The 25,519-nt window shown below is 62.6% G+C and carries 27 protein-coding genes; 12 read left to right on the top strand and 15 right to left on the bottom strand.

The window, feature by feature from the left end:
* Nucleotides 1-104: 104 nt before the first annotated feature.
* Together AC244_RS10985 and AC244_RS10980 are read right to left on the bottom strand one after the other, a co-directional pair.
* Complete coding sequence (locus tag AC244_RS10985) at nucleotides 105-1,310, bottom strand: efflux RND transporter periplasmic adaptor subunit (RefSeq protein ID WP_053248856.1); 1,206 nt, start codon at nucleotides 1,308-1,310, stop codon at nucleotides 105-107.
* 84 nt (nucleotides 1,311-1,394) lie between these two features.
* Nucleotides 1,395-2,219: an alpha/beta hydrolase gene (locus AC244_RS10980; protein ID WP_053248855.1), complete on the bottom strand. Its 825-nt coding sequence runs from the start codon at nucleotides 2,217-2,219 to the stop codon at nucleotides 1,395-1,397.
* A 140-nt stretch (nucleotides 2,220-2,359) separates the two neighbouring features.
* On the opposite strand from AC244_RS10980, the gene AC244_RS10975 reads away from it, so the two are divergent.
* Complete coding sequence (locus AC244_RS10975; protein WP_053248854.1) at nucleotides 2,360-3,271, top strand: LysR family transcriptional regulator; 912 nt, start codon at nucleotides 2,360-2,362, stop codon at nucleotides 3,269-3,271.
* A 2-nt stretch (nucleotides 3,272-3,273) separates the two neighbouring features.
* On the opposite strand, the gene AC244_RS10970 is transcribed toward AC244_RS10975, so the two are convergent.
* Nucleotides 3,274-3,669 (bottom strand): winged helix-turn-helix transcriptional regulator, encoded by a 396-nt coding sequence (locus tag AC244_RS10970; RefSeq protein WP_053248853.1) that lies wholly within the window; start codon nucleotides 3,667-3,669, stop codon nucleotides 3,274-3,276.
* Between the two features lie 89 nt (nucleotides 3,670-3,758).
* Between AC244_RS10970 and AC244_RS10965 the strand changes: the two genes are divergently transcribed.
* Complete coding sequence (locus tag AC244_RS10965) at nucleotides 3,759-4,076, top strand: DMT family transporter (RefSeq protein ID WP_053248943.1); 318 nt, start codon at nucleotides 3,759-3,761, stop codon at nucleotides 4,074-4,076.
* Between the two features lie 92 nt (nucleotides 4,077-4,168).
* Here AC244_RS10965 and AC244_RS10960 read toward each other — a convergent pair whose 3' ends face one another.
* From AC244_RS10960 to dapD, 3 genes are all read right to left on the bottom strand, one after another.
* On the bottom strand, nucleotides 4,169-6,136 hold the full coding sequence (locus AC244_RS10960) for a DEAD/DEAH box helicase (protein WP_053248852.1): 1,968 nt from the start codon (nucleotides 6,134-6,136) through the stop codon (nucleotides 4,169-4,171).
* 156 nt (nucleotides 6,137-6,292) lie between these two features.
* A complete protein-coding gene (locus tag AC244_RS10955; protein WP_053248851.1) occupies nucleotides 6,293-6,676 on the bottom strand; it encodes a DUF805 domain-containing protein in 384 nt (127 codons plus the stop codon).
* Nucleotides 6,677-6,680: 4 nt separating this feature from the next.
* Nucleotides 6,681-7,538, bottom strand: a complete 858-nt coding sequence (gene dapD / locus AC244_RS10950) for a 2,3,4,5-tetrahydropyridine-2,6-dicarboxylate N-succinyltransferase (protein WP_053248850.1) — start codon at nucleotides 7,536-7,538, stop codon at nucleotides 6,681-6,683.
* A gap of 308 nt (nucleotides 7,539-7,846) precedes the next feature.
* Here dapD and AC244_RS10945 point away from each other — a divergent pair, with 308 nt between their 5' ends.
* Nucleotides 7,847-8,746, top strand: coding sequence for an LOG family protein (locus AC244_RS10945; RefSeq protein WP_053248849.1), 900 nt, complete (start codon nucleotides 7,847-7,849; stop codon nucleotides 8,744-8,746).
* Nucleotides 8,747-8,938: 192 nt separating this feature from the next.
* On the opposite strand, the gene AC244_RS10940 is transcribed toward AC244_RS10945, so the two are convergent.
* Together AC244_RS10940 and AC244_RS10935 are read right to left on the bottom strand one after the other, a co-directional pair.
* A complete protein-coding gene (locus AC244_RS10940) occupies nucleotides 8,939-9,475 on the bottom strand; it encodes an EF-hand domain-containing protein (protein WP_161807855.1) in 537 nt (178 codons plus the stop codon).
* Between the two features lie 128 nt (nucleotides 9,476-9,603).
* Complete coding sequence (locus AC244_RS10935) at nucleotides 9,604-10,317, bottom strand: pyrimidine 5'-nucleotidase (RefSeq protein ID WP_082366815.1); 714 nt, start codon at nucleotides 10,315-10,317, stop codon at nucleotides 9,604-9,606.
* A gap of 156 nt (nucleotides 10,318-10,473) precedes the next feature.
* Between AC244_RS10935 and AC244_RS10930 the strand changes: the two genes are divergently transcribed.
* From AC244_RS10930 to AC244_RS10915, 4 genes are all read left to right on the top strand, one after another.
* Nucleotides 10,474-11,265, top strand: a complete 792-nt coding sequence (locus tag AC244_RS10930) for a sterol desaturase family protein (protein WP_053248846.1) — start codon at nucleotides 10,474-10,476, stop codon at nucleotides 11,263-11,265.
* Nucleotides 11,266-11,324: 59 nt separating this feature from the next.
* Nucleotides 11,325-12,239 (top strand): DMT family transporter, encoded by a 915-nt coding sequence (locus AC244_RS10925; protein WP_053248845.1) that lies wholly within the window; start codon nucleotides 11,325-11,327, stop codon nucleotides 12,237-12,239.
* 70 nt (nucleotides 12,240-12,309) lie between these two features.
* Entirely contained in the window at nucleotides 12,310-13,389 is a 1,080-nt protein-coding gene (locus AC244_RS10920; RefSeq protein ID WP_053248844.1) for a bifunctional transcriptional activator/DNA repair enzyme AdaA, read from the top strand.
* The gene (locus AC244_RS10915; protein WP_053248843.1) at nucleotides 13,386-14,153 is read left to right on the top strand and encodes an isocitrate lyase/PEP mutase family protein; all 768 of its coding nucleotides are present in this window, start codon (nucleotides 13,386-13,388) and stop codon (nucleotides 14,151-14,153) included. Before AC244_RS10920 ends, AC244_RS10915 begins: the two co-directional genes overlap by 4 nt.
* 179 nt (nucleotides 14,154-14,332) lie before the next feature.
* On the opposite strand, the gene argB is transcribed toward AC244_RS10915, so the two are convergent.
* Entirely contained in the window at nucleotides 14,333-15,220 is an 888-nt protein-coding gene (gene argB, locus AC244_RS10910; protein WP_053248842.1) for an acetylglutamate kinase, read from the bottom strand.
* A gap of 155 nt (nucleotides 15,221-15,375) precedes the next feature.
* On the opposite strand from argB, the gene AC244_RS10905 reads away from it, so the two are divergent.
* The 4 genes from AC244_RS10905 (at nucleotide 15,376) to msrB (ending at nucleotide 18,171) form a co-directional block, all read left to right on the top strand.
* Nucleotides 15,376-15,915, top strand: coding sequence for a sigma-70 family RNA polymerase sigma factor (locus tag AC244_RS10905; RefSeq protein WP_053248841.1), 540 nt, complete (start codon nucleotides 15,376-15,378; stop codon nucleotides 15,913-15,915).
* Nucleotides 15,912-16,637 carry an anti-sigma factor domain-containing protein gene (locus tag AC244_RS10900; protein WP_053248840.1) on the top strand — a complete coding sequence of 242 codons (726 nt, stop codon included), beginning with the start codon at nucleotides 15,912-15,914 and terminating at the stop codon, nucleotides 16,635-16,637. The genes AC244_RS10905 and AC244_RS10900 overlap by 4 nt, the downstream gene beginning before the upstream one ends.
* 264 nt (nucleotides 16,638-16,901) lie before the next feature.
* A complete protein-coding gene (locus tag AC244_RS10895) occupies nucleotides 16,902-17,459 on the top strand; it encodes a fasciclin domain-containing protein (protein WP_053248839.1) in 558 nt (185 codons plus the stop codon).
* A 217-nt stretch (nucleotides 17,460-17,676) separates the two neighbouring features.
* Nucleotides 17,677-18,171, top strand: a complete 495-nt coding sequence (gene msrB / locus AC244_RS10890; protein WP_053248838.1) for a peptide-methionine (R)-S-oxide reductase MsrB — start codon at nucleotides 17,677-17,679, stop codon at nucleotides 18,169-18,171.
* Between the two features lie 68 nt (nucleotides 18,172-18,239).
* Here msrB and AC244_RS10885 read toward each other — a convergent pair whose 3' ends face one another.
* The 6 genes from AC244_RS10885 to rpmH all read right to left on the bottom strand — a co-directional run bounded on the left by AC244_RS10885 (nucleotide 18,240) and on the right by rpmH (nucleotide 23,054).
* Nucleotides 18,240-18,779 (bottom strand): DUF1269 domain-containing protein, encoded by a 540-nt coding sequence (locus AC244_RS10885; RefSeq protein ID WP_053248837.1) that lies wholly within the window; start codon nucleotides 18,777-18,779, stop codon nucleotides 18,240-18,242.
* A 119-nt stretch (nucleotides 18,780-18,898) separates the two neighbouring features.
* Nucleotides 18,899-19,552, bottom strand: a complete 654-nt coding sequence (gene yihA / locus AC244_RS10880) for a ribosome biogenesis GTP-binding protein YihA/YsxC (protein WP_053248836.1) — start codon at nucleotides 19,550-19,552, stop codon at nucleotides 18,899-18,901.
* A gap of 78 nt (nucleotides 19,553-19,630) precedes the next feature.
* The gene (locus tag AC244_RS10875; protein ID WP_053248835.1) at nucleotides 19,631-20,545 is read right to left on the bottom strand and encodes a DMT family transporter; all 915 of its coding nucleotides are present in this window, start codon (nucleotides 20,543-20,545) and stop codon (nucleotides 19,631-19,633) included.
* A 159-nt stretch (nucleotides 20,546-20,704) separates the two neighbouring features.
* Entirely contained in the window at nucleotides 20,705-22,501 is a 1,797-nt protein-coding gene (yidC, locus tag AC244_RS10870; RefSeq protein WP_053248834.1) for a membrane protein insertase YidC, read from the bottom strand.
* Nucleotides 22,501-22,899, bottom strand: coding sequence for a ribonuclease P protein component (rnpA, locus tag AC244_RS10865; protein WP_025425750.1), 399 nt, complete (start codon nucleotides 22,897-22,899; stop codon nucleotides 22,501-22,503). The genes yidC and rnpA overlap by 1 nt, the downstream gene beginning before the upstream one ends.
* Before the next feature lie 20 nt (nucleotides 22,900-22,919).
* On the bottom strand, nucleotides 22,920-23,054 hold the full coding sequence (rpmH, locus tag AC244_RS35110; protein WP_012706673.1) for a 50S ribosomal protein L34: 135 nt from the start codon (nucleotides 23,052-23,054) through the stop codon (nucleotides 22,920-22,922).
* Between the two features lie 389 nt (nucleotides 23,055-23,443).
* Between rpmH and AC244_RS10860 the strand changes: the two genes are divergently transcribed.
* Entirely contained in the window at nucleotides 23,444-25,447 is a 2,004-nt protein-coding gene (locus tag AC244_RS10860) for a methyl-accepting chemotaxis protein (RefSeq protein ID WP_053248833.1), read from the top strand.
* The last annotated feature ends 72 nt before the right edge of the window (nucleotides 25,448-25,519 follow it).

Here is a 25,519-nt window from a genome sequence, read left to right as displayed (position 1 = left end):
CCGGCTGTCGCGGCAAGAACACTCGCCGCGCGCCGGGATCTGCAGAGTGATGTCAGGGCGGCCAATCCCGCCTCGGCGACAGCCGAAGCCGGGGCCGTCATGTCCTATTTGGTGGCAATCGACGCCGTCGTTTCTTCCACCAGCTGCGGTGCCACGAGCACACCCGGGCGCACGCGCTGCAGGCCGTTGACGACGATGTTTTCGCCGGACTTCAGGCCGCTCTCGACGATGCGCAGCCCGTCGGAGTTTGGACCGAGCTTCACCTGGCGATACTCCACCTTGTTGTCCGAGCCGACGACGAACACGAACTTCTTGTCCTGGTCGGAGCCGATGGCGCGATCGCTGATCACGAGCTTTTCTTCAGGCTCGGGTTCGCCGATGCGAATGCGCACGAACTGGCCCGGGATCAGCCGCCCGTCGGCATTCTCGAGTGCGGCGCGAACGCGGATCGTGCCGGTTGCCGCATCCACCTCGTTGTTGATGAGCTGAATATGGCCGGAGATCGGCGTGCCCTCGTCGGCGGCGGTGCCGATCTGGACCGGGATGCGCTCGATCGCGCTGCCGCCGGCCGAAGCCTGGAGCCGGGCGAGTGCGGTGGTGACGACTTCTTCGCTGGCGCTGAAGCTTGCATAGATCGGGTCAACCGAAACCAGCGTCGTCAGCACCGGCGAGGCGGAGCCGGCGGCGACGAGATTGCCGGCGGTCACCTCCAACCGGCCGACGCGGCCGGAGATCGGTGCTTTCACCTGGGTGTATTCCAGATCGAGTTCGGCCGTCCGCAACGCCGCCTTGGCGGAGCGCACGCTTGCCTGCGCCTCGTCGAAGGCGCTGAGGCGCTGGTCGACGCCGCTTTGCGGGATCGCACTCGTGGTCACCAGTTTGCGTCCGCGGTCGAGCTCGGTCTTGGCGAGCGCCACCCGCGCCTCGGCCGCTGCGACCTCGGCTGCGGCCCGGTCGACGGCCGCGGCATAGGGCTCGGGGTCGATGGTGAGCAGCAGGTCGCCCTTCTTCACCAAAGCGCCCTCGCGGAAGTGGGCTTGGAGAATGGCGCCGCCGACGCGGGGACGAACCTCGACGCGTTCGATCGCTTCAAGCCGCCCGGAAAAGTCTTCCCAGGTGGTGATGCGACGCGACTGCGCCTTGGCCACCGAGACCGGCACGGCCGGGGGCGGTGCGGCCGCCGTTTCGGTTGCGGCATCCGCCTCGAAGTGCTGCGGCAGGCCGAAAAGAATGGCGGCTCCGCCAGCAGTGGACAATAGGATGCTCAGGCCGGCGCCCCAAAGGGCCCGGCGGGTCACTGTCGATGTCATTTTTCTCTCCTTGCCGGTTGGGAGCCGGCTTTTTTGCTGCTGTCGTCAGCGGAAGGGAAAGGCCGGCGGCCTTGTTGTCCTCGGCTAACGCATCGTCATTTCCGCCGGCTTCGCCCCCGCCTGTTGAAAGAAGCGGGAAAAGATGCCGGTAATCGTTTCTTCCTGGGATGCCCAGGTTTCCGCGCTCACCGTGTTTTCCGGTATCCACCCGGCCCGGCCGGGAAGGATATGGGATTGAACGCTCACGCCCGCCTGGCGAAGGCGGTCTGCATAGGCCGCAGTCTCGTCGCGCATCGGGCATTCCTCGCTGGTCAAGATGAGCGAGGGAACAAGGCCGGCCAGCCGCGTACAGTGGGCCGGGGCGGCATAGGGATGCGTGAAGCCACCGCATTCACCGAGATAGCGTTGCCACCCCTCGGCGATCGATTGCACCGACGTCTCGGGACAGTATTTGCGAAACGACGCGGTCGCCAGGCACGGATCGAGCATCGGCGACAGCAGGATCTGCCCCTTGAGGTCGGTGAGGAACTGGTCGCGGGCCATCAGCGCCACGCCGGCAGCTATGTTGCCGCCCGCTTCCTCGCCGGCGATAAACAGCATCGACTTTTTATGCGCGAACTGCGGGCAACGCGCGCGCATCGAGGACAGCATGGAATAGGTCACGTCGAGTGCGGCCGGAAACGGATTGAGGCAGGCCGAGGAATATTCCGGCGAGATGACGACGGCACCGGCAGCCGCAAGCGCCTTGGCGACGCGCTCGCCGGCGGCGATCGAACTGCCGACGAAGGAGCCGCCATGCAGGTGCAGCACCACGGGCGGCGGATTGAGCAGCGTTTCGCCACTATAGACACGTGCCGGGCACGAGCCTTTGCCCGTCTGCATCGTCTCTACTGTAAAGCGTTCGCCCATCTCTCTTGCCTTTGCCACGGGGCCATCCCACATGAGGCGGCAACCCGCCATGATGGGAGAATAACATTGTCTTCTGTCTGGAATAGTCCGTCCAATCCGACTACACTATTCAGCATCTCGAACAATCACGGCTATTGAAAATGGACCAGCTCACGGCCATGCGCGCGTTTCTCCGCGTTGTCGAAACCGGCAATTTCACACGTGCTTCCGCTTCGCTCAATATGCCCAAGGCAACCGTCACCAATCTCATCCAGGGATTGGAAGCGCATCTGCGCACCAAGCTGCTCAACCGAACGACCCGGCGGGTTCTGGTGACGCCGGATGGCGCGCTTTATTATGAACGCGCCGCGCGGCTCGTGACCGACCTCGATGAGCTCGACGGCAGCCTGTCAAGCGCCCAGACCCTGCCGAAGGGGCGGCTGCGCGTGGAGATGGCCAGCGCCATTGCCAACCTCGTCGTCATCCCGGCGCTGCCCGAGTTCCACAAGCGCTACCCCGACATCCAGATCGACCTCGGCGTTTCCGACCGCACGGTCGACTACGTCGCCGAGAATGTCGACTGCGCCATCCGCGTCGGCACCTTGACCGACCAGTCGCTGATTGCCCGGCGCATCACCGACATGAGCTTCATCGCCTGCGCGGCGCCCGACTATCTCGATCGCTGCTCGACGCCGCAACACCCCTCCGACCTTTCGAAGAATTGTTACGTCGTCGGCTACTTCCGCCCGCAGACCGGCCAGCAGATGCCGTTCTACTTCAAGCGCGGCGCCGAGGAGATCGAGGTCCATGGCCGCTATGCAGTGGCGGCAAATGAATCGACGACGTATCTCGCTGCGGCGCGGGCCGGCCTCGGCGTTGTCCAGGCGCCGCGCTTCATGGTGCGCGACGATCTGCAGACCGGCGCCATGCGGCCGGTGCTCACGGACTGGCAGATCGACTCAATGCCGATCTATCTGGTCTATCCGCCCAACCGGCATTTGAGCAGCCGCCTGCGGGTCTTTGCCGATTGGGTGGTGAAGGTTATCGCCCAGTCGCAGCTCGACGGAGAATAAATCTATCGTTCGCGCTCGGCGTCGTAGCGTTCACGCGCCGCATCCAGCGTGGCGAAATGCGTTTCGGCCCAGCGGTCGAGCACCAGCAGGGTTTCACTGAGCGAACGGCCGACGGGGCTGAGGCTGTATTCCACATGCGGCGGCACCGTCTTCTTGTCCTCGCGAATGACGAGGCCGTTGCGCTCCAGCTCCTTCAGCGTCTGGGTCAGCATCTTCTGGGAGACATCGCCAAGGCGGCGCATCAGTGCGGCGTTGCGCATCGGCCCTTCTTCGAGCGCCGAGATGATCAGCATCGCCCATTTGCTGGCGATCAGCTCGAGCGCATGGCGTGAGGAGCATGTCGGGTCGAAGACATCTGGGATCGATGTCGTGGGCGCTTCAGTCAGGTCTATCGTCATTTCTATAGTTACCAAAAGGTGCGTAATTGCTCTTCGGTGCCTACCTTACCAGATTGTTCTTCAGATGAAAATTTTTGATGGAGACGGTAATGGCATGGATCATCCTGATAGCGGCGAGCCTGATTGAAATCATCATGGGCCTGGCGCTCAAATATGCCGAAGGCTGGACCAAACTGGTGCCGAGCGTCATCGGTATCGCGGCGGCTCTGGGCAGCGTCTACCTCCTGACGATCGCCATGCGCGACCTGCCGGCCGGCACCGCCTACGCCGCCTGGACCGGCATCGGCTCCGTCGGCATCACCGTGCTCGGCATCGTGCTTTTCGGCGACCCCGTGTCCTGGATGCGGATCACCTGTATCGCCATGATCATCGTCGCGGTCGCCGGCCTCCGCTTCCTCGAAGCCTGAGACGGTCGGCGTCCGTAACCGAAGACGAAAAAAGCGCCGCGATCGGATCGCGGCGCTTTTTGATTGGTTATGGCGATGTGGCTAGACCGAGCTTAGCCCTGACGGTTTTTGGCGTTGTTGCCCTTGGGCTTGGGTTTGAAGCCGCCGTCCTTGCCGGCGTTCGGCTTGGCCTTCTTCTTGGTCCAGGCCTCGCGATTTTCCGGCGGCTTGTCGTCGGTGTGGGCCGGGCCGGCGGCGTAAGCTGGCTTCTTGTCGAACTTGCGCTTGGGCTTGAAGTCGCCGTCGCTGCGCGCCGTATCGTCGGAATAGGGGCGCTTCTTGGCAAAGGCCGGCTTCTCCTTGGAGAAGGCTGGTTTTTCCTTGGAGAAGTTTGGCTTGTCCTTCGAGAAGCTCGGCTTCTCCTGGCGCTGCTGCGACAGGTCGGGCGCGCCGGGAAGCGTCTTCACCCGGATGCCTTTTTCGAGCATGCCTTCCTTGCCGATCGACGACAGGAAGCGCTCGGCACCGTCGGCCGTCATCTCGACGAAGGTTTCATCCTGCTGCATGCGGATCGCGCCGATGTCGCGCTTGGTCAGTTTGCCGTGGCGGCACAGCATCGGGATCAGCCAGCGCGGCTCGGCGCTCTGCTTGCGGCCGACCGAAAGCGAGAACCAGCTGCCGTCGCTGAAATCGGCGCGCGGTGCGTCATAGTCTTCGCGCGGCGCAGATTTCTCGTCGCGGCGCGGCTTTGCGCGGCTGTCGCCGACGGCAACCTCGATCAGGTCTTCCGGAGCGGAACGACCCGAGCGGAACTGGCGCACGAAGGCAGCAGCCATCTGCTCGGCGCCATGACGCTCGATCAGGGCGCGAACGATCTCTTCTTCGTCTTCGCGGATCGGCTCGGCAAAGCTGGTGTCGGCGAGCAGGCGTTCGTCGTCGCGGCGGCTGACCTCGTCGGCTGACGGCGGGCGGGCCCAATTGGCGGTGATGCGGGCGTTTTCGAGCAGGCGCTCGGCCTTGCGGCGCTGGCTCACCGGCACGATCAGGGCGCTGACGCCCTTCTGGCCGGCGCGGCCGGTGCGGCCGCTGCGGTGCAAAAGCGTGTCCGGATTGGTCGGCAGGTCGGCGTGAATGACCAGCTCCAGGCCGGGCAAGTCGATGCCGCGGGCGGCAACGTCGGTCGCAATGCAGACGCGGGCGCGTCCGTCGCGCATGGCCTGCAGCGCGTGGGTGCGTTCGTTCTGGCTGAGCTCGCCCGACAGCGCCACGACCGAGAAGCCGCGGTTGTTGAAGCGGGCGGTCAGATGGTTGACGGCAGCACGGGTCGAGCAGAAGACGATGGCGTTCTTCGCCTCGTAGTAGCGCAGGACGTTGATGATCGCGTTCTCGCGGTCGTTCGACGCAACGGTCAGCGCGCGATATTCGATATCGACATGCTGCTTCTGTTCCGAAGCGGTGCTGATGCGCACGGCGTCGCGCTGGTAGTTCTTGGCAAGCGTCGCGATCGAGCGCGGCACGGTTGCCGAGAACATCAGGGTGCGGCGGTCATCAGGGGATTCCTCGAGGATGAATTCGAGGTCCTCGCGGAAGCCGAGGTCGAGCATCTCGTCGGCCTCGTCGAGCACGACGGCACTCAGCGAGGAGATGTCGAGCGAGTTGCGGCGGATATGGTCGCAAAGGCGTCCGGGCGTGCCGACGACGATGTGGGCGCCGCGCTCCAGCGCGCGCTTCTCGGTGCGCATGTCCATGCCGCCGACGCACGAAGTGATCGTCGCGCCGGTCTGCTCATAGAGCCATTCGAGCTCGCGCTTGACCTGCAGCGCCAGTTCGCGTGTCGGTGCGATCACCAGCGCCAGTGGCGCGCCGGGAGCGCTGAAGCGGCGTTGGTCGCCGAGCAGGGTCGGTGCCAGCGCCAGGCCGAAGGCGACGGTCTTGCCGGAGCCGGTCTGGGCCGATACCAGCGCATCCTTGCCCGCCAGATCCGGGTCGCGCATCGCCTTTTGAACCGGCGTCAACTCGTTGTAACCGCGTTTTGCCAACGCCTCGGCGATCGCAGGCGCGATCCCTTCGAATTCTGTCATCTCTCGTCTTTCGGATTTCGGTTTTCGCGCCGGTAAACGAACAAGACCTTGGATCAGGTCGTCATCAGGCGCCGATTGCCGCGGCCAGCATCTTGTCGCCAGCCTGTTCATGGCGCGCTACATACGCGTTCGGGCCTGAAATGTACAGTGCGCCGCTCAGGCGCCGGGTTCGTCGCTGCGTTGGCCGAATTCGTTCGGGCCCTCAGTGCCCGGCCAGAGGCAGAGCGCGATGAAGACGATGGGGCTCAGGACCGGGATGAACAGGCAAAGCGCCAGCGGTCCGGGATAGCCGATATCGTGCAGCCGCTTGATCGCCAGCATGGCGATCGAGAGCGTCGAAACGATGCCGGAGACGATCAGCGCCAGCGTCCAGAGCGCCAGTGCGGTCTTGTGGCTCTCGTGGGCGAGCATCTGCGCGACGAGGAACCCGCCGATCAGAAGCCAGAAAAGCCAGGAGAGAAAAAAGGGCAGGCGGGTGATGCGACCGGAGGGGCTGAAGAACAGCCAGGTCATGCTCGACCGCCGCCCCTCCGGTGTCATCTGATCAGTCTCGAAGCAGTTCGTTGATGCCGGTCTTGGAGCGGGTCTTCTCGTCGACGCGCTTGACGATGACGGCGCAGTAGAGGTTCGGAGCCGGCTGGCCGTTGCCCATGGTCGAGCCCGACGGCATCGAGCCGGCGACGACGACGGAGTAGGGCGGCACTTCGCCATAGGTCACTTCGCCGGTGGCGCGGTCGACGATCTTGGTCGACTTGCCGATGAAGACGCCCATACCGAGAACCGAGCCCTCGCGCACGATGCAGCCCTCGACGACCTCGGAGCGGGCGCCGATGAAGCAATTGTCCTCGATGATCGTCGGGCCGGCCTGCATCGGTTCCAGCACGCCGCCGATGCCGACACCGCCGGACAGATGAACATGCTTGCCGATCTGGGCGCAGGAGCCGACGGTGGCCCAGGTGTCGACCATCGTGCCTTCACCGACATAGGCGCCGAGGTTGACGAAGGACGGCATCAGGATGGCGTTCGGCGCGATATAGGCCGAGCGGCGCACGACGCAGTTCGGCACGGCGCGGAAACCGGCCTTCTCGAATTCGTTGACGCTCCAGCCGTCGAACTTGGAAGCGACCTTGTCCCACCAGACGGATTCACCCGGGCCGCCCCGGACGATTTCCATCGGGTTGAGACGGAAGGAGAGCAGCACGGCTTTCTTCAGCCATTGATTGACCGTCCAGTTGCCGTCGGCGCCACGCTCGGCCACCCGCACCTTGCCGCTGTCGAGCAGGTTCAGTGCCGTCTCCACGGCGTCGCGCACCGCGCCGCGCGTCCCGGTGTTTACGGAATCGCGGTCATCAAAGGCGGCGTCGATCGTCTGCGACAGGGAGGCGAGGTCGTGGTTCGTCATCGGAATTCCTTAAAGTTCGGCGGTTATCCTGCGAAAGCTCTACTGCATAATTCGGCAAATCGGAATCGATTTAAGGACAAAATTAAGCAGCGACGCAATGAGCGGCCATGGTGTTCTGCATCGGCTGGAATGCGTGGCGCCCGAGGCCCGTTCCGGAAAAGTTGAACCGCTTTTCGGCGGGTCCGTTCCGGCAGGGCTTGGCAAGCCCGGACGACTCCGGCATCAGAGGCATTCATGAGCGATGAAACAGGATAGGACGCGTCCGCCCGAGATGCCGATTGTCCGGAACGCGACGGGAAGACGATAGCATGGCACGCATGAAGAAGCGCAATCTGCGCCGTAAGGATGGGGTTTGGGATCCGCTGTCGGATAGCTCGCAGAGCCGGCAGCGGGCGCGGACGGTGCCGGTGACGCCGCAATCGGCCTCTCCCTCTTACCGCCTTGCCTATATCGACGACGATTTCCTCTGCCGCGAGGAACTGCGCCCCGTGCGGCTGCAACTCGAACTCTTGAAGACCGAGATGATGCTCGAAGAGTACGGGATCAACTCGACCGTGGTGATGTTCGGCGGCGCACGCATTCCCGAGCCCGGCGGCGACGCCTGGGCGGCCAAGAACGATACCCAGCGCCGGAACCTCGAAGCCGCTTCGGTCTACTACGAAGAGGCGCGCAAGTTCGCGCAGATCGTCTCGGAACATTCCGCCAAGCTGCACTACAAGGAATATGTCGTCGTCACCGGCGGCGGCCCGGGCGTGATGGAGGCGGGCAACCGCGGCGCCGACGATGTCGGCGCGCCGTCGATCGGCCTCAACATCGTGCTGCCGCATGAACAGGCGCCGAACCGCTTCGTGACGCCGGAGCTGTCGTTCAACTTCCACTACTTCGCCATCCGCAAGATGCATTTCCTGCTGCGCGCCAAGGCCGTGACGGTGTTTCCGGGAGGTTTCGGCACACTGGACGAGCTGTTCGAAACGATGACGCTGATGCAGACCGGCCGCCTGGCGCTGGTTCCGCTTATTCTCTTCGGGGAAAAATTCTGGCGCTCGATTATCAATTTCCAGGCGCTTGCCGAATTCGGCACGATCGCGCCGAATGATATCGACCTGGTCCACTTCGTCGAAACCGCCGACGAGGCCTGGGATATCATCGCGCGTTTCTACGAGACCGTCGATCCGCGATCGGTGCCGATGGCAAACGGAAGGCGCTAAAGAGCCTTACCCGTTCGGGCCGAATGCATCGTCCGATGCAGGGAAGACGCCGCGCGCCATATCTGGTGCGCGGCGTTGTCGTTTCGGGAGGATTCGAATTCACGCCTCCTCCTTGCGTTCGCGTCCGATGCGAGGAGGAGGCGCCACGCAGACGACATGCTCACCGGGCGGGGGAGCGTGTCGCCATCCGGGTTAGATCTTCTTCGTCTCGATCTTTTTGGTGAAGTCGGCGGCGTCGATGACGCCGTCACTGTTCTTGTCGCGGCGCTTGAACATCTTCTCGCTCGCGCTTGCGACTTCGGCAGCGCTTAAGGAACCGTTGCCGTCGGTGTCGACCCGCTTGAAGGCCTTGGGCCGCATGCCAGGCACCATGGCTGGTCGTGCTTCCCTAAGCTGGGCAAGCGCCGCGTTGCGCTCCTTGCCTTCCTTGGCCTTGGCTTCGAGCCAGGCCTTGCGGGCGTCGCGGAATGCCTGGCGTTTCGCCTTCATCTCGTCGGCGCTGATCTGGCCATCGCCATTGGTGTCGAAGGTTTTGAAGTTCGTGGTCATGCGCGCCTGAAACTCGTCGAGCGAGACCTTGGAATCGCTGTTGGTGTCCAGTCGCTTGATCATGCGTTCGGCCCGCTGCTCGGGCGTCATCTTGTCTCTGGCGGCAAATGATGGCGCAGCCATTCCCGTGACGGCGACGGCAAGGGCGGTTACGCCAAGGATCAGGGTTCTGTTCCGCATCATGCTTCCTTTCGATCGGGTTATCCCTGAACGAATGATAGGCAGCCGGGCGGCGGGCACCAGTTAAACTTTGGTAATTTAAGTCTTTGGCGGGAAAGGGGTTTTTCCCTGGCCAAATTGTGTCGACGTCAGAGGTCGGCGACCACGCGCTTGAGGAAGCTGGCGAGATCCTCGGTGACGTAATCGATCTGCTCGTCCTCGTCTCCGGACTGCTCCCAGGATTCGGCGAACTCGTATTCGAAGTTGCGTGGCACCAGTAGAACCGTCTTCATCCCGAGCGTTTTCGGAACCAGGAGATTGCGCGGCAGGTCTTCGAACATCACGGCATTGCGGGTATCGACCCGGTGCAGGCTCATGAACTTGTCATAGGTTTCGCCGGCCGGCTTCGGCACGAAATCGGCAGCGACGATATCGAAGATGTCGTTGAAGTGATCGAGAATGCCGAGCGCCCGCGCGGTCATCTCCGCATGCGCAACGCTGCCGTTGGTGAAGATGAACTTGCGCCCCGGCAGCGCCTTGATCGCCTCGCCCAGCGTCGGGTCCGGCGGCACGATGCTGTAGTCGATCGCGTGCGCCTTTTCCAAGAAGTCGTTCGGGTCGATACCGTGATGGATCATCAGGCCTTTGAGCGTCGTGCCGTGGTCGCGGTAATAGTCTTTCTGCAGCTTCTTCGCATCCGCCGGCTCGAGCGACAGCAGCGCCGAGACGTAAGCCGTCATGTTGCGGTCGATCTGCGAGAACAGATTGACGTGATGCGGATAGAGCGTGTTGTCCAGGTCGAAGACCCAGTCGGTGACATGGGCGAATTCGTCGTGGGTCGGCAGGCGGTCGAGCTTTTTCATGACCGCCTTATGACATGGCGGTGAATGGCGGCAAACGACAAAATGCACGTCCCAGCGTGGGTTGTCCTGCCGACGCACACATTTCCACTTTGAATTGCCAAAACGGCATGGCATCTTTCGGCCGGCGCGGTTTTTGACCTGGGACGGCAGATGCCAATGTCGGATGAACTGTTCTATCTGCTGTTTCTGTTCGGATTTTACGCAACGACAGTCGTTACCTATTTCGCTCTCGGCTACGGCCTCACCTGGTTCAACGAGCGCAATCCAGAGAGAAAGATTCAGAAGGGACGCGGTTCTGACAAGCGCCGCAAGGCGGAGATCCGCCAGAGCCTGGCGTCGATGTTCAGCGCCTGCCTGCCGCTGACGATCGGCCTCTACGCCCAGCAAAAGGGCTGGGCGCCGGCGCCTTGGGCTCTCCACTGGTGGGCGGCGGTGCCGCTCTTCGTCCTGTGCATGCTCCTCTACGATGCCTGGTTCTATTTCATGCATCGACTGCTGCACACCAAGTGGCTCTACCCGCTGCACGCCCTTCATCACAAAAGCGTCGCACCGACGATCTGGAGCACCTATTCGGAGGCTGTCCTCGACAACTTCCTCTTGCAGAGTTTTTCAGCCGTCATCGTTTTCGTCGTCCCGTTTCCGCCAGCGATCCTCATCGGACACCGACTGTTCGAACATTTCAACGGCATGATCGGGCACTGCGGGTTCGAGTATTTCGCCTCGTCGACGGCGCGTTATCCGTCTCCTCTGTTGTGCACGACGTTCCATGATCAGCACCATTCCGGCTTCAAGTACAACTACGCCAACTATTTCTCCTTCTGGGATCGCGTGCTCGGCACGATCGCGCCGAACTACGATCAGCGCGTGAAGACCTTCGAAGAAGAGGGGCCGCCGCTCACGTTCCGTCAAGCCGGCGACCTGGCGGAAGTTCAGGAAAAGACGGAGTAAATCGCCGAGACCGTACGGAGTTCTTGGCAATGGCCGGACCCGCATGCTAGCTCGCAGCCATGGAAACCTGGGTACTCATCACCGTCGCTGCGGCCTTCCTTCAGAATGTCCGCTCCGCCATGCAGAAACACCTGAAGGGCGTCATGGGCACGACCGGCGCGACCTTCGTGCGTTTCGGTTTCGGCCTGCCTTTTGCGTTTCTCTATCTTTTCGTGCTCTGGCGTGTGGCGGGCCATCCGCTGCCGGTGCCGAATGGCACATTCTTCCTCTGGGCGGTGATCGGCGGGCTGGCGCAGATCGCGGCGACCTTCCTGCTCGTGCACCTGTTCTCCTTCCGCAACTTTGCGGTCGGCACCGCCTATTCGCGCACCGAGCCGGCGCAGGCAGCACTCTTCGGCCTCATCTTTCTCGGGGAGAGGGCAAGCGAGGGCACGCTGGTGGCGATCGCCATCTCCGTCGTCGGCGTGATGCTGATTTCGGTTGCCCGCACGACGCTCAGCCCACGCTCGCTGGTAACCTCGGTTTTCAGCCGCACCGCCGGCATCGGCCTTCTCTCTGGAACGTTCTTCGGGCTTTCGGCCGTTTCCTATCGTTCGGCCTCGCTGGCGCTCGCGCCCAGCCTGCCGGCGCCGGACTACATGATGCAGGCCAGCTTCACGCTCGGCTTCGTCATTCTGCTGCAGACGGTTGTCATGCTGATCTGGATTGCGGCTCGCGAACCGGCCGAGCTGAAGCGCATCGGTGCCGCATGGAAGCCTGCCTTCGTCGTCGGTTTCGTCGGCGCCTCCGCTTCCTTCGGCTGGTTCATGGCGATGACGTTGCAGCAGGCGGCGATCGTGAAAGTGGTGGCGCAGGTCGAGATGCTGTTCACGTTCGCCTCGTCCTTCTTCATCTTCCGCGAGTGGATCAATCGTCTCGAACTTGTCGGCTGCCTCCTGATCGTGCTCGGTGTGGTAACGCTCATCCTCCTCTGAGCTGTCGCCGGAAAAAATAGACGCCCGAAAACCGGCGCCCGCCCCGTCGGAGGCATGCTAGAAGGGCTGCATGTTGTTCGACCTTCCTTCCGACGAAACGCTCTACGATGCCCTGATCGCACGCAGCACCGAATACGAGGGCGCAGCCTTCGTCTGCGTCAAGACGACGGGCATCTTCTGCCGCCTCTCCTGTCCCGCCCGCAAGCCCAAGCGGGAGAACACCATCTTCGTCGGTTCGATCGGCACCTGGCTCGAGACCGGTTTTCGCCCGTGCCAGCGTTGCAAGCCGCTCGCGACCGTCGGTGCCAAGGATCCGCTGGTCGACGATCTGCTGCAGGCGCTGGAGGCGGCACCCGAGCGCCGCTGGACCGAGGACGACCTGGTTCGCCGCGGACACGATCCGTCGACCGTTCGCCGTGCCTTCAAGCGCAATCTCGGCATCACCTTTCTCGACCTTGCCCGACATCGACGCCTGGGCCTTGCCGCAAGGCAGCTCGCCGACGGCGGCCGGGTCATCGATGCGCAGATCGACGCCGGATACGAATCGCCGAGCGGCTTTCGCGCCGCCTTTGCCAAATTGCTCGGCGAGGCGCCGGCGATGGCGCAGGGCCGAGAGCTTCTGTTTGCCGACCGCATCGATACGCCGCTCGGACCGATGGTGGCGGTCGCCGACAAGACGCATCTGCACATCCTCGAATTTCACGATCGCAAGGCGCTGCCGACCGAGCTGGAAAACCTGAAGCGCAAGACCCGCTCGGCGATCGTGCCGGGCCGCACCGCGCCGATCGATCAGATGGCGACGGAGCTGAAGGCCTATTTCTCCGGCGAGACCACAGAGTTCCGCACACCGCTGGCGCTTGGCGGCACCGCCTTCGAGCGCGCGGTCTGGGCGAAGCTCGTGAAAATTCCGCTCGGCGAAACGCGTTCCTATGGTGACATCGCGCGCGAGGTCGATACGATCCAGGCCGTACGTGCTGTCGCCAAAGCCAACGGGTCCAACCAGATTGCCATCGTCATTCCCTGCCACCGCTGCATCGGCGCCGATGGCTCGCTGACGGGATATGGCGGCGGGTTGTGGCGCAAGCAATGGCTGCTCCGGCACGAAGGCAAGATGAAACCTGTGGGATTGTTTGCGGAGGAAATGCAATGAACCAGACTGAAAAGGCCACTGAATTCGCCGCTCTGCATCGCAAGGGCGATCCGGTGGTGCTCTACAATATCTGGGACGCCGGCAGCGCCAAGGCGGTCGCCGAGGCGGGAGCCAAGGCGCTCGCTACCGGCAGCTGGTCGATTGCCGCGGCGCATGGCTTTGGCGATGGCGAGAAGGTGCCGCTCGCACTGCTTACCGATATCGCACGGCTGATCGTCAGTTCGACGGAGCTGCCGGTCACGGTCGATTTCGAGGGCGCCTATTCCGACGATCCGGCAACGGGGGCCGCCAATGTCTCGCGGCTGATCGACGTCGGCGCCATCGGCATCAACTTCGAGGATCAGGTGGTCGGCAAATCAGGCGTGCATGCGGTCGAAAAGCAGGCCGCCCGCATCCGTGCGATCCGCGAGATGGCGGACCGCCGCGGCGTGCCTTTCTTCATCAACGCCCGCACCGATCTGTTCCTGCAGGAGAGCGATGCGGCCCGCCATGCCGGCCTCGTCGACGAGGCGATTGCGCGCGGAAAGGCCTTTGCCGAAGCCGGCGCCAGTGGCTTCTTCGTGCCGTGGTTGGTGGACGAGGGGTTGATCGCCAAGGTCTGCGATGCCTCGAGCCTGCCGGTCAATGTAATGATGCGGCCGGGCGCACCGGATCTGAAGACACTGGCCGGCGCCGGCGTCGCCCGTGTCAGCTACGGCCCGTTCCCCTACCGGGTGATGATGGAAAAGTTGAAACAGGAAGCCCAGGCCGTTTACCAGGCCTGAACATTTCCAGGAAAAGTATGAAGCGGTTTTCCGTCAGGAAATGCGCAGAAACAAAGAGACAAAGCCTTTCTGTGACTCCGTTCAAACCGGAAACGCTAGAAGCAACCGGCCAAAAATGAAAGCGGGAGACGGCCTGAAAACCGTATCCCGCTTTTTCATGCTTCTCGGCCTGCTGTCGATCAGGGAACGATCAGCGTGCCGGCGCCGCGCTCGGTGAAGATTTCGAGCAGCACCGAATGGGCTGTCTTGCCGTTGAGGATGACGACGCCCTGCACGCCGGCCTTGATCGCTTCGATGCAGGTCTCCACCTTCGGGATCATGCCGCCGGAAATCGTGCCGTCGGCGATCAGCGCCCGTGCCTGTGCCACGGACAGCTCCTTGATCAGCTTGCCTTCCTTGTCGAGCACGCCGGGAACGTCGGTCAGGAACAGGAGACGCGTGGCGTTCAGTGCGCCGGCGATGGCACCGGCAAAGGTGTCGGCATTGATGTTATAGGTGTGTCCGTCACGGCCGGGCGCTACCGGCGCGATCACCGGGATCATTTCCGAGCGGGCGAGCAGGTCGATCAGCGTGCGGTCGACCTCGACCACCTCGCCGACGAAGCCGAGATCAAGCACGCGCTCGATGTTGGAATCCGGATCCTTGATGGTCTTGCGCGCCTTTTCGGCGAAGACCATGTTGCCGTCCTTGCCGCACAGACCGATCGCCCATTCGCCGGTCTGGTTGATGAGGGCGACGATCTCCTTGTTGATCGAGCCGGCCAGAACCATCTCGACAATCTCGACGGTTTTTTCGTCGGTGACGCGCAGGCCGCCTTCGAACTTCGATTCAATGCCCATCTTCGTCAGCATCGCGCCGATCTGCGGACCGCCGCCATGCACGACGATCGGGTTGACGCCCGACTGCTTCAACAGCGCGATGTCGCTGGCAAAGGCGCGGCCGAGTTCGGCATTGCCCATGGCGTGGCCGCCGTATTTCACGACGATCGTCTTGTTTTCGTAACGCTGCATGTAGGGCAGGGCCTGGGTAAGCAGGCGTGCCTGGATTTCACTTTCATTGGCGGACATGGCGGACCCTCGAAAAATACCGGCTGCTGTTTAGCGCAAGTTCCCGGTCGATGGAATGATCGGCGAGCAACATAAAACAGCAATGACGATGCACGCTGGCAGATGGCGATTTGTGCCCTATGTCTGTCTCAGGAACGCATCGGGTCGGGTTGGCAATGATCGACGATGAAATTTCCGAGCTGCTCGGCCGTGTTTCGCTCAGGGATCGCGCGGCCTTTACCGAGCTTTACCGGCTGACCAGTCCGAAACTTTTCGCCATTTGTCTGCGTATCCTTGGAGATCGGAGTGAAGCGGAAGAAGCGCTGCAGGAAATCTACGTCAGAATCTGGCAGCACGCCGACCGTTTTTCTCCCGGCCAGCCGACGCCGATGTCCTGGTTGGCGGCAATTGCGCGCAACCGCGCCATCGACCTGATCCGGGCGCGGAAACCCATCGCCAACGCGATTGACGAAGCCTATGATTTGGCTGATCCTGCTGCCGATCCGGAAAAATCGGCAGTGATCAGAGCAGAGGGCAGGCGTATCGATGCGTGCATGGAGGAGCTCGAAACCGAGCGGGCGAACGCCGTGCGGAGTGCCTATGTCGAAGGTCTGAGTTACCAGGAACTGGCTGAAATATACGCTGTGCCGCTGAACACGATGCGAACCTGGTTGAGGCGCAGCCTGTTGAAGTTGAGAGAGTGCATGGAGCGATGACAGCGTCCACCCCCGACAAAGGAGATTTTCGCCGCGACGAGGTGATCGCCGGGGAATATGTGCTGGGCGTGCTGTCCGCCGACGACCGCCGCAAGGTCGAGGCTCGCCTTGCTTCCGACCGCCACTTCGCCGCCATGGTCACGCGCTGGCAAAACAACCTTTCCTCTTTCGACGAAGCCTATGATCCCGTCGTGCCGCCGGCACGGACGTTCGCCGCGATCGAGCGCAGGCTTTTCGAAACGGCGTCGTCGCCAACCGCGGTTCCGGTGCGGGCGGGTATCTGGCAATCGCTGGCCCTGTGGCGCGGTCTGGCACTCGCCTCGCTCGCGGCGGTCGCCATCATGGGCGCGTCCATGGCAGGCCTGTTTGCGCCGCCCTCCGGCGGCCGGCCGCTTGTGGCCGAAATGACCGGTAAGGGCATCTCTGTCGATCTCGTCGCCCGTTTCGATCGGGACTCGGGCCACCTGAGGGTGACGCCCGTTGCCACGCGACAGGCGGAGGAGAAGTCGCTGGAACTGTGGCTCATCAATGGCGATAACCCGGCCGTTTCCCTCGGCGTGCTGCCCCAGACCGGTGAGGGGGAGATCATCATCGCCCCGGCCATGCGGGAGAAATTTTCGCGAGGCTCGGTTCTTGCCGTCAGTATCGAGCCGCTCGGCGGTTCGCCGACCGGATCGGCCACCGGCCCGATCATCGCGCTCGGCAAAGCGCGCGACCTCTGATGCATGTCGCCCGAAAGTGTGCAGCGGTTTCGGGATAATGACCTGCATAAGGCCAATGGTCTGAAGCGCGCTCGTCCTCCTCTTTCTGCAGCCTCGGTCGCGTTCAAGGTGATTTTTCGCCAAACCGATCGGCAATCCGAAATTTCCTGAAACTCTTTTTCCAAGGCTTCCGTTGCTTGTCATGTTCCCGAGGAGGGAACGGCAGTTTCAACGAGGCGGCCGGGTGTCGTCTCACTGACAGGTTCAACAGGAAGGAAGACTAAGATGTTCATCTCTGGGATCCGTTCGTTCGCCGCCATCGCCATGCTGACTGCAAGCGCTGCAATCGCCCATGCCGAGAACCCGATGGTCGGTGGCGCTGCGATGTATGCGGACAAGAATATCGTCGAAAACGCCGTCAACTCGAAGGATCACACCACGCTGGTTGCGGCGGTCAAGGCCGCCGGGCTGGTCGAGACCCTGCAGGGCAAGGGGCCGTTCACGGTGTTCGCGCCGACCAACGAGGCCTTCGATGCCTTGCCGGCCGGCACGGTCGACACGCTCCTGAAGCCGGAAAACAAGGACAAGCTGACGACGGTTCTCACCTGCCATGTCGTGTCCGCCGATGCGATGTCTTCGGCGATCGCCAAGATGGTCAAGGACGATGGCGGCGAACATGACGTCAAGACGGTCGGCGGTTGCGTTCTCAAGGCCAAGGACGACGGCGGCAAGATCACGCTGACCGACGAGACCGGCGGCACGGCCACCGTCACCATCGCCGACGTCAAGCAATCGAACGGCATGATCCATGTGATCGACAAGGTGCTGCTGCCCAAGGGCTGAGGCTTCCACTTCCTCCGGGTCGCCGCGGCAGACATTCGCAGGCGATCCGCCGCCGGAGGTCCCGTGGCTTCGGCGCTCCTGCCACCGATCGCTTGCGGTCGGTGGCCTTTTCAACTCCGCTCCTTCACGGCGCTTTGATCGGTCTTGTTTTGCCGGGTGACCGGCCGGCGGCTATCTTCGACCACGGCGGCGCGAGGGGCATGACAAGGAGGGTTCGATTGTGAACCGGCGGAACTTTCTCATCTTCGGCGGAACGCTGAGCGCCATTGCGCTGGCGAAGGGCCTTCCGCTTTCGGCGCGCGCTGCCTCCGGCGAAAACTTCGAGGTCACCAAGACCGACGCTGAATGGCGGGCGATGCTGACCGACGAGCAGTACCGGATCCTGCGCCGCGAGGACACCGAGCGTCCGTTTAGCAGCGCACTCAACAATGAAAAGCGCAAGGGCACCTTTCAATGCGCCGGCTGCGCGCTCCCGGTCTATTCGTCCGAAGCGAAATACGACAGCGGCACCGGTTGGCCGAGTTTCTGGCAGTCCTTGCCCGGCGGCGTGGCAACACGCGAGGACACGTCACTGTTCATGACGCGCACGGAATGTCACTGCCATCGCTGCGGCGGACATCTCGGTCACATCTTCGACGACGGCCCGCCGCCGACCGGCAAGCGCCATTGCATCAATGGTTTCGCTTTGACATTCGTGCCGGCGACCACGTAGCGGCATTCATGCGGACGGCCGTAACGGCGCCCGCATGACAGCTTACCCGGCCGAAGCCTCATTTAATCTCAAAACGTTCCGGCTTGCGGCGAAGGTGTCTGGGCGTCGGAGAGTGCCGCCTGGAGCTTCTGCTCCTGCTCGGGCGACAGCGATGTTTTCAGAACGCGGCCGCGCAGGCCGGAGAACTCGGCCAGAACCTTTTCCGGCTGCACCTTGCGCACCAGAATGAACAGCGCCGACGAATTGTTCGGGATGGTGTTGCCGAGTGATTTGATGAATTCGTCGTCGATGCCGTAGTCGGTCAGCGAACCGGAAAGTGCGCCGGCACCGGCGCCAAGCGCGCCGCCGATGGCAAAACCGGCGAGCGGATTGAGGAACAGCAACCCGACAAGTCCGCCCCATATGGAGCCGGACAAGAGGCCCGAAGTCGCCCCGATCGCGGTCAGGTTGAGGCTTTGCTTGAGGTGGACCTTGCCTTCCGCGTCACGCACGACGACGACGGCATCCTCGAGATCGATCAGATACTCCTTCTTGAGCCCGGCGAGCTTGACGAGAACCTTGTCGGCTTCTTCAGGCGTGTCGAATCCCACAACGATCAAATCGGACATGTGTCTCTCCTATCCTTGACGCTATCGCGCAAGGAAACGCGCGACCGCACGGCAGAGATAGAGCGGTTTGCATGTCAGGGTAGTGACGGAGATCAAAGACTTTCGGGCGCTTGTCGCTCTCAGCGCGAAAGCGCAAGCTCGATCGTCGCGCGAAGCTCGTCGATGCCTTCACCCTTCTCCGACGAGGTCGACAGCACCTCGGGAAACGCGGCGGGATGCTTCTTGATCTTCTCGAGTGTCTCGGCAATCAGCCGCGGCACGCCGGCGGCCTTGATCTTGTCCGTCTTGGTCAGGATGATCTGGTAAGAGACGGCCGCCTTGTCGAGCAGCGAGAGCACGTCCTCGTCGTTCTTCTTGATGCCGTGGCGGGAGTCGATCAGCACGTAGACGCGCTTCAGTGTCGAACGGCCGCGCAGGTAGTCGAACACCAGCTTGGTCCAGGCATCCACCTGCTCCTTCGGCGCCTGGGCATAGCCGTAGCCGGGCATGTCGACCAGCGCCATCGGCGGCAGGGCGCCCGCCTCGCCGGAATAGCCATCGGGCACGAAATAGTTGAGCTCCTGGGTGCGTCCGGGGGTGTTGGATGTGCGCGCCAGTCCCCTTTGGCCGACCAGCGAATTGATCAGCGACGACTTGCCGACATTGGAGCGGCCGGCGAAGGCGATTTCGGTCGGCCCTTCCGGCGGCAGGAACTTCATCGCCGGGACACCGCGAATGAAAATCCACGGCCGGCCGAACAGCGGCTTGTCGTCTTTTGTCTTTGTGTCGGCCATCGGTCTTCATTCCTTCGTCAAGATTGGCTTTGGCTTCACGGTTTTGGCCGGCGATGTCAAGCTTTCGGCTCGGCGCAGCTAGCGAACCGGCCGGATTTGCTGGCGCAGCAGCTCGACCGTCAAATAAACCAACAGGGCCGCAAGGACGATCAGTCCGCCGACGACGGTGTTGATACGCGGGATCTCGCCGTGGATGACGGCGACCCAAAGCGGCGCCAGCACGGTTTCGAGCGTGCCGAGCAGAGCGGCGAGGGCCGAGGGAAGTAGCCGCGCACCGGTGACGAACAGTGCCAGCCCGAGACCGAAGTTGAGGGCGCCGAAGGCAACGAGGATACCGAACTCGCTAGGCGTGACAGCAAAGCCCGAGGCCTGCGTTGCCGCAATCGTGCCGGCGACGATGGTGCCGAAGCAGGCGGCGGGCGCCATGCGCACATGGGCGTAGCGGCGGGTGATCACGGTGGCCGAGGCAAAGGCGAGCGCAATCAGCAACGCCAGCGCATCGCCGACCGGCGACACGCCGCCACCGATCGAATCCGATACCATCACGACGACGCCGGCGATGACGGCGGCGATTGCCGCCCAGGTGGTGGTCGAAACCCGCTCGCGAAAGATCAGCCAGCCGATGAGAGCTGCGATCAGCGGCACGCCGGCCTGAATGAGCACGATGTTGGCGACCGTGGTGTAGGCGAGCGCCAGGATGAAGCTGGTCGAGGCCGTGGCAAAACAGCAGCCGACGGCAATGCCCGGCCAGCCCATCTCCCGGAAGAGGCGCGCCATGTTGGCCGCACCGTCGCGCACCAGCATGAAGCCGATCAGGAAAAGGGCCGCGAAGGTCGATCGCCAGAAAACGATCGTCCAGCCGTCTGCGATATCGAGGAACCGTGCAAGCGTGCCGCCGAAGCTCCAGACGATGGCCGAGCCGAGAACGAGCAGAACGCCGCCAGCGCCGCTTTGAACAGGCGTCGCCGCTGGGCGGAGGGTTGACTGCGACATAGTCAGGATCCGGATGGCGATGACTGAAGATAGATCGTCACGCGTGATCGGGCACCGGTATCCGCGACAACAACTCGTCGCAAACAGGGAGAAAGGCGAAAAGAAAATGGCCCCGGACCTTTAGGGTCCGGGGCCTTGTGCAGGCTCTGTTTGCCGGCGTCACTCCGCCGGCTTGGGTTTCTTCGAGAACAGGTTCTTCAGATTGTCGAACAGTTCGATCTTCACGCCCTGACGCTTCATGATGATCGACTGCTGCAGCACCGAAAGCGTGTTGTTCCACGCCCAGTAGATCACCAGACCAGCCGGGAACGATGCCAGCATGAAGGTGAAGACCACGGGCATCCAGGTGAACAGCATCGCCTGGGTCGGATCCGGAGGCGTCGGGTTCATGCGCATCTGCACGAACATGGTGACGCCCATGATGATCGGCCAGACGCCGAGATGCAGGAAGACCGGTACGTCGAACGGCAGGAGGCCGAAGAGGTTGAAGATCGTCGTCGGATCCGGCGCAGACAGGTCGTGGATCCAGCCGAAGAACGGCGCGTGCCGCATCTCGATGGTGATGTAGATCACCTTGTAGAGCGCGAAGAACACCGGGATCTGGATGAGGATCGGCCAGCAACCGGCGAGCGGGTTGATCTTCTCTTCCTTGTAGAGCTGCATCATTGCCTGCTGCAGGCCCATGCGGTCGTCGCCGAACTTCTTCTTCAGTTCTTCCATCTTCGGCTGAACCTTCTTCATGTTCGCCATCGAAGCGTATTGCTTGTTGGCGAGCGGGAAGAACAGGAGCTTGACGACGATCGTCGTGATCAGGATCGCGATGCCGAAGTTGCCGAACAAACGATAGAAGTAATCCATCATTTTGAACATCGGCTTGGTGATGAAGTAGAACCAGCCCCAGTCGATCAGCTTGTCGAAGTTGGGGATAGAATAGGCGGCCTCATAGTTGTCGACGACGGGCACTTCCTTGGCGCCGGCAAACACGAGGTTCTTAAGTTCCGAGGTCTGGCCGGCGGCAATCGTGATTGCGTCGCTCTTGTAGTCGCTCTGGTAGCGGGCGCGACCGTCGGTGAAGTGAGAGAAGCGCGTCTCGTAAGGCGTCGCCTGCGGCGGAACGATCGTTGCAGCCCAATACTTGTCGGTGATGCCGAGCCATCCGCCCGTCGCCTTGCCCGGCTCGATCGCCTTGTCGTCCTCGATCTTCGAATAGCCGACTTCCTGCAGGCCGTGGTCGCCGATAACGCCGATGAAGCCTTCATGCAAAACGTAGACACTCGGTGTCGTCGGCTTGTTGAAGCGCGTCACGCGGCCATAGGAGGCGAGCGAAACCGGCTCGGCCGTATCGTTCTTGATGCTGTCGACCACCTGGAACATGTAGCGTTCGTCGACCGAGATCGTCCGGTTGAAGGTGATGCCCTTCTCGTTGGTGTAGGTCAGGGTCACTGGCGTCGAGGGGGTCAGCTTGTCGCCGCCCGAAAGCGTCCAGACGGTCTGCGGACCGGGCACGCTGCCGCTTGCCGCGTCGCCGACATAGCCGATTTCGGTGAAGTAACCGTCGGTGGTCTCAGCCGGGCTGAGCAGGGTGATGATCGGGCTCTGCTTGCTGACGGTCTCGTGGTAGGCCTTGAGCTTGAGGTCGTCGAAGCGCGCGCCGGTCAGGTTGATGGAACCGGAAACCGCCGGGGTGTCGATCGCAACGCGGGCCGACTTCGCAAGCGCTTGGTCGCGGTTTTCGCCCGTTCCCGGAACTGTGCCGCCAGGCAGGGCCTGACCGGTCGCCGGCTGCTGCGCCGTTGTACCCGGCTGCGATTGGGTCTGCTGAGCCTGCTGGGCCTGCAGCGCTTCCGCAGCGATGCGTTCCTTTTCCATCTTCGGATTGACGTAAAGGAACTGCCAGGCGACGAGGATCAGCACGGACAGGCCAATCGCCACGAAATAGTTGCGGTTTTTTTCCATCATTGTTTCCTGGAACCGGCCGGCGGCCGCTTCTGTTTCGGCTTGTTTTCGATGCGCTCGCCAAGCCCCCGGGTCAAGGCGTCGAAGGGGGCATTCAGGAGATCGCGTCGCGCGACAATCACATAGTCGTGTCCGGGTTTCATTGCAAACCCGGCGGAAAGCCGCACCGCCTCTTTCAGGCGTCGGCGCATCCGGTTTCGCTCGACGGCATTGCCGTGTTTCTTGGTAACGGTGAAGCCGACGCGGGCTTCGCCCTCCGGATCGTTGCGGTCGAGCACTTCGAGGAGAAACAGCGGGCCTCTACGGCTTTCTCCTGCCCGAACGGCCAAAAACTGCGGACGGCTTTTCAGCCGCCCGACAGTCGTTTTGTCTTTATCTGACGTCATGTGCCCGGACACTGGTTTCGGGCAACTTCGGCTTAAGCCGAAAGACGCTTGCGGCCACGAGCCCGGCGGGCTGCGAGGACCTTCTGGCCACCCTTGGTGGACATGCGTGCACGGAAGCCGTGACGGCGCTTGCGAACAAGCTTGGACGGTTGGTAAGTACGCTTCATTTATTTTAATACCGCGGTGTGCGGCCCTTCTTGGGTTTGCCTATAGCAAGGAGCGTTTACGTTCCAGACATAGCTCCGCCTGTCGGGCAGGCAGGCTTGGCCGGACGTGGGCGGCTTATAAAGGCAAATTTCCCGGAAAGTCAATCATGCGGGCCCATTCGATGGGCAAAAGTGATCGGATCCCGTTCTGCGTGGCAGGCCGATTTCGCACGCGCAACCCGCAACGCGCTATCTCAGACTGGTAAACAGAGCGCTAACCGGCACTCCCCAGAATGCCGGCTGTCCACGGCGATCTTTATTAACCATGCATATTCTAGCGTGGCCGTGGTGCAATGAGGCCGCGACCCTTCCGATAACCGGGCAAGTCTTGCGGTGTCGTGGAGGCAGGGATGAAAATACGTGGTAAGATCAATCTGATCGTCGGGGTGATGAGCCTCCTGGCGATCGCGGTGACAGGCATGTCGCTGCTGGTCGTTTCTCAATACAACAATCGGTTCCATCAGTATCAGAACGCTTCGGAGCGCGCCTTCAACGGCGAGCACCTCAATCGACTGGTGACCGGCGTCGTCATGGAAGCGCGCGGGATTTACGCAGCGCCGACCATCGAAAAAGCAAAGCCCTTTGCGGAGGGCATTCTGAAGAACCTCGAAAAGATCGATACGCTGTTCAAGGAATGGCGCCCGCTGGTGCCGGCCGAAACGCGCGCCTCGTTTGATGCGCTGACCAAGCGCGCCGAGGAGTTCAGGACGTTTCGCGTCGAAACAGCGCGGCTCGGCCAGGAGGTTTCTCCGCAGGCGGCCAACGAACAGGGCAACACCGATGCCAACCGCGCCAACCGCAAGGCGTTCCAGGCCGAGATCGACGCCGTCGTCGAAGCCAACCTTGCGACGCTCGAGACCGTCAAGGCTGACATCGCCTCGTTCGAGCGCTCAGTCATCGTCATCATTCTCGGCATCGCCGGGCTCGGGCTTGCCGTCGGTATCGGCACCGCCTTCTACATTGGCACCAACCATCTGAGCCGGCCGATCCTCGATCTGACGGGCAAGATGAAGCTGCTGGCCGGCGGCGACCTTTCCGCCGACGTGCCCTTTGCCGACCGCAAGGACGAAATCGGCGAAATGGCTGCGGCCGTGCAGATCTTCAAGCAGAACGGGCTTGCCGTTCGTGATCTCAATGCCCAGGAAGCGGCGCTGCGCGAAAAGAGCGCCGATCTGCAGACGAGCATCGGCGTCGTCGTCTCGGCCGCGGCCGCCGGTGACTTCACCAAGCGCATCGGCAAGGACTACGAGAACGACGATCTCAACCGCTTTGCCTCGAGCGTCAACGAGCTCGTCGGCAGCGTCGATGCCGGCATTGCCGAAACGCGCCGCGTCATCGCCAGCCTTGCCGCCGGCGACCTGACGCAGAGCATGAACGGCCAGTTCCAGGGCGCCTTCGCCGAGCTGCAGAAGAACGTCAACGAGACGCTCTCGACCCTGCAGAAGACGCTGCGCGAAGTGCGTGTCACCACGGACTCGATCAACGGCAATTCGTCCGAGCTTCGTTCTGCCGCCGATGATCTGTCGAAGCGTACTGAGCAGCAGGCCGCCGCCCTTGAAGAGACGTCCGCCGCTCTCGACGAGATTACCGTGGCCGTCAGGAGTTCGACCGAGCGGGCGCAGGAAGCGACCGTGATGGTCAACGAAGCCAAGGAAAGCGCTGCCGAATCCGCCGCCGTCGTGCGCAATGCGGTCGAGGCGATGGGCCGGATCGAGCAGGCATCGAGCGAAATCGGCCAGATCACCAACGTCATCGACGAGATCGCCTTCCAGACCAACCTGCTGGCGCTCAACGCCGGCGTCGAGGCGGCCCGTGCCGGTGATGCCGGCAAGGGCTTTGCCGTCGTCGCCCAGGAAGTGCGCGAGCTTGCCCAGCGCGCGGCAAGTGCTGCCAAGGACATCAAGGCTCTGATCTCCAAGTCGGGCTCGGAAGTGGCAACCGGCGTCCGGCTCGTGCAGGAGACCGGTTCGGCGCTTGGCGAGATCGAGGAGCGCGTGCTCAAGATCAACGATCATATCCACTCGATCGCCACGGCTGCGCGCGAGCAGTCGACCGGTCTCGGCGAGGTCAGCACCGCCGTCAACCAGATGGACCAGGTCACCCAGCAGAACGCCGCCATGGTGGAAGAGGCCAATGCCGCGACCCACAAGCTGTCGGCGGAAGCCAACAACCTGGCGAGCCTGATCGCCTACTTCAAGCTCGATGGTGTTGCAGCTGCGCGCACGATCGCACCGGCGAGGGAAACCAGCCGACCGGTGGAATCGCCCGCACGCCGGATGATGGGCAACGTCGCCCGCGCCTTCAGCGGCGGATCCTCGGCTGCCGTCGCCAGGGACAACTGGGAAGAGTTCTGATCCGACCGGTTTGACGGATCGCACCCATTGACGCCCGCGGACGACTGACGTCTCCGCGGGCGTTTTCCGTGG

Source organism: Ensifer adhaerens, assembly GCF_001270265.1.
Taxonomy (GTDB): domain Bacteria; phylum Pseudomonadota; class Alphaproteobacteria; order Rhizobiales; family Rhizobiaceae; genus Ensifer; species Ensifer adhaerens_B.
This window is presented reverse-complemented; position numbering and strand designations above follow the sequence as displayed.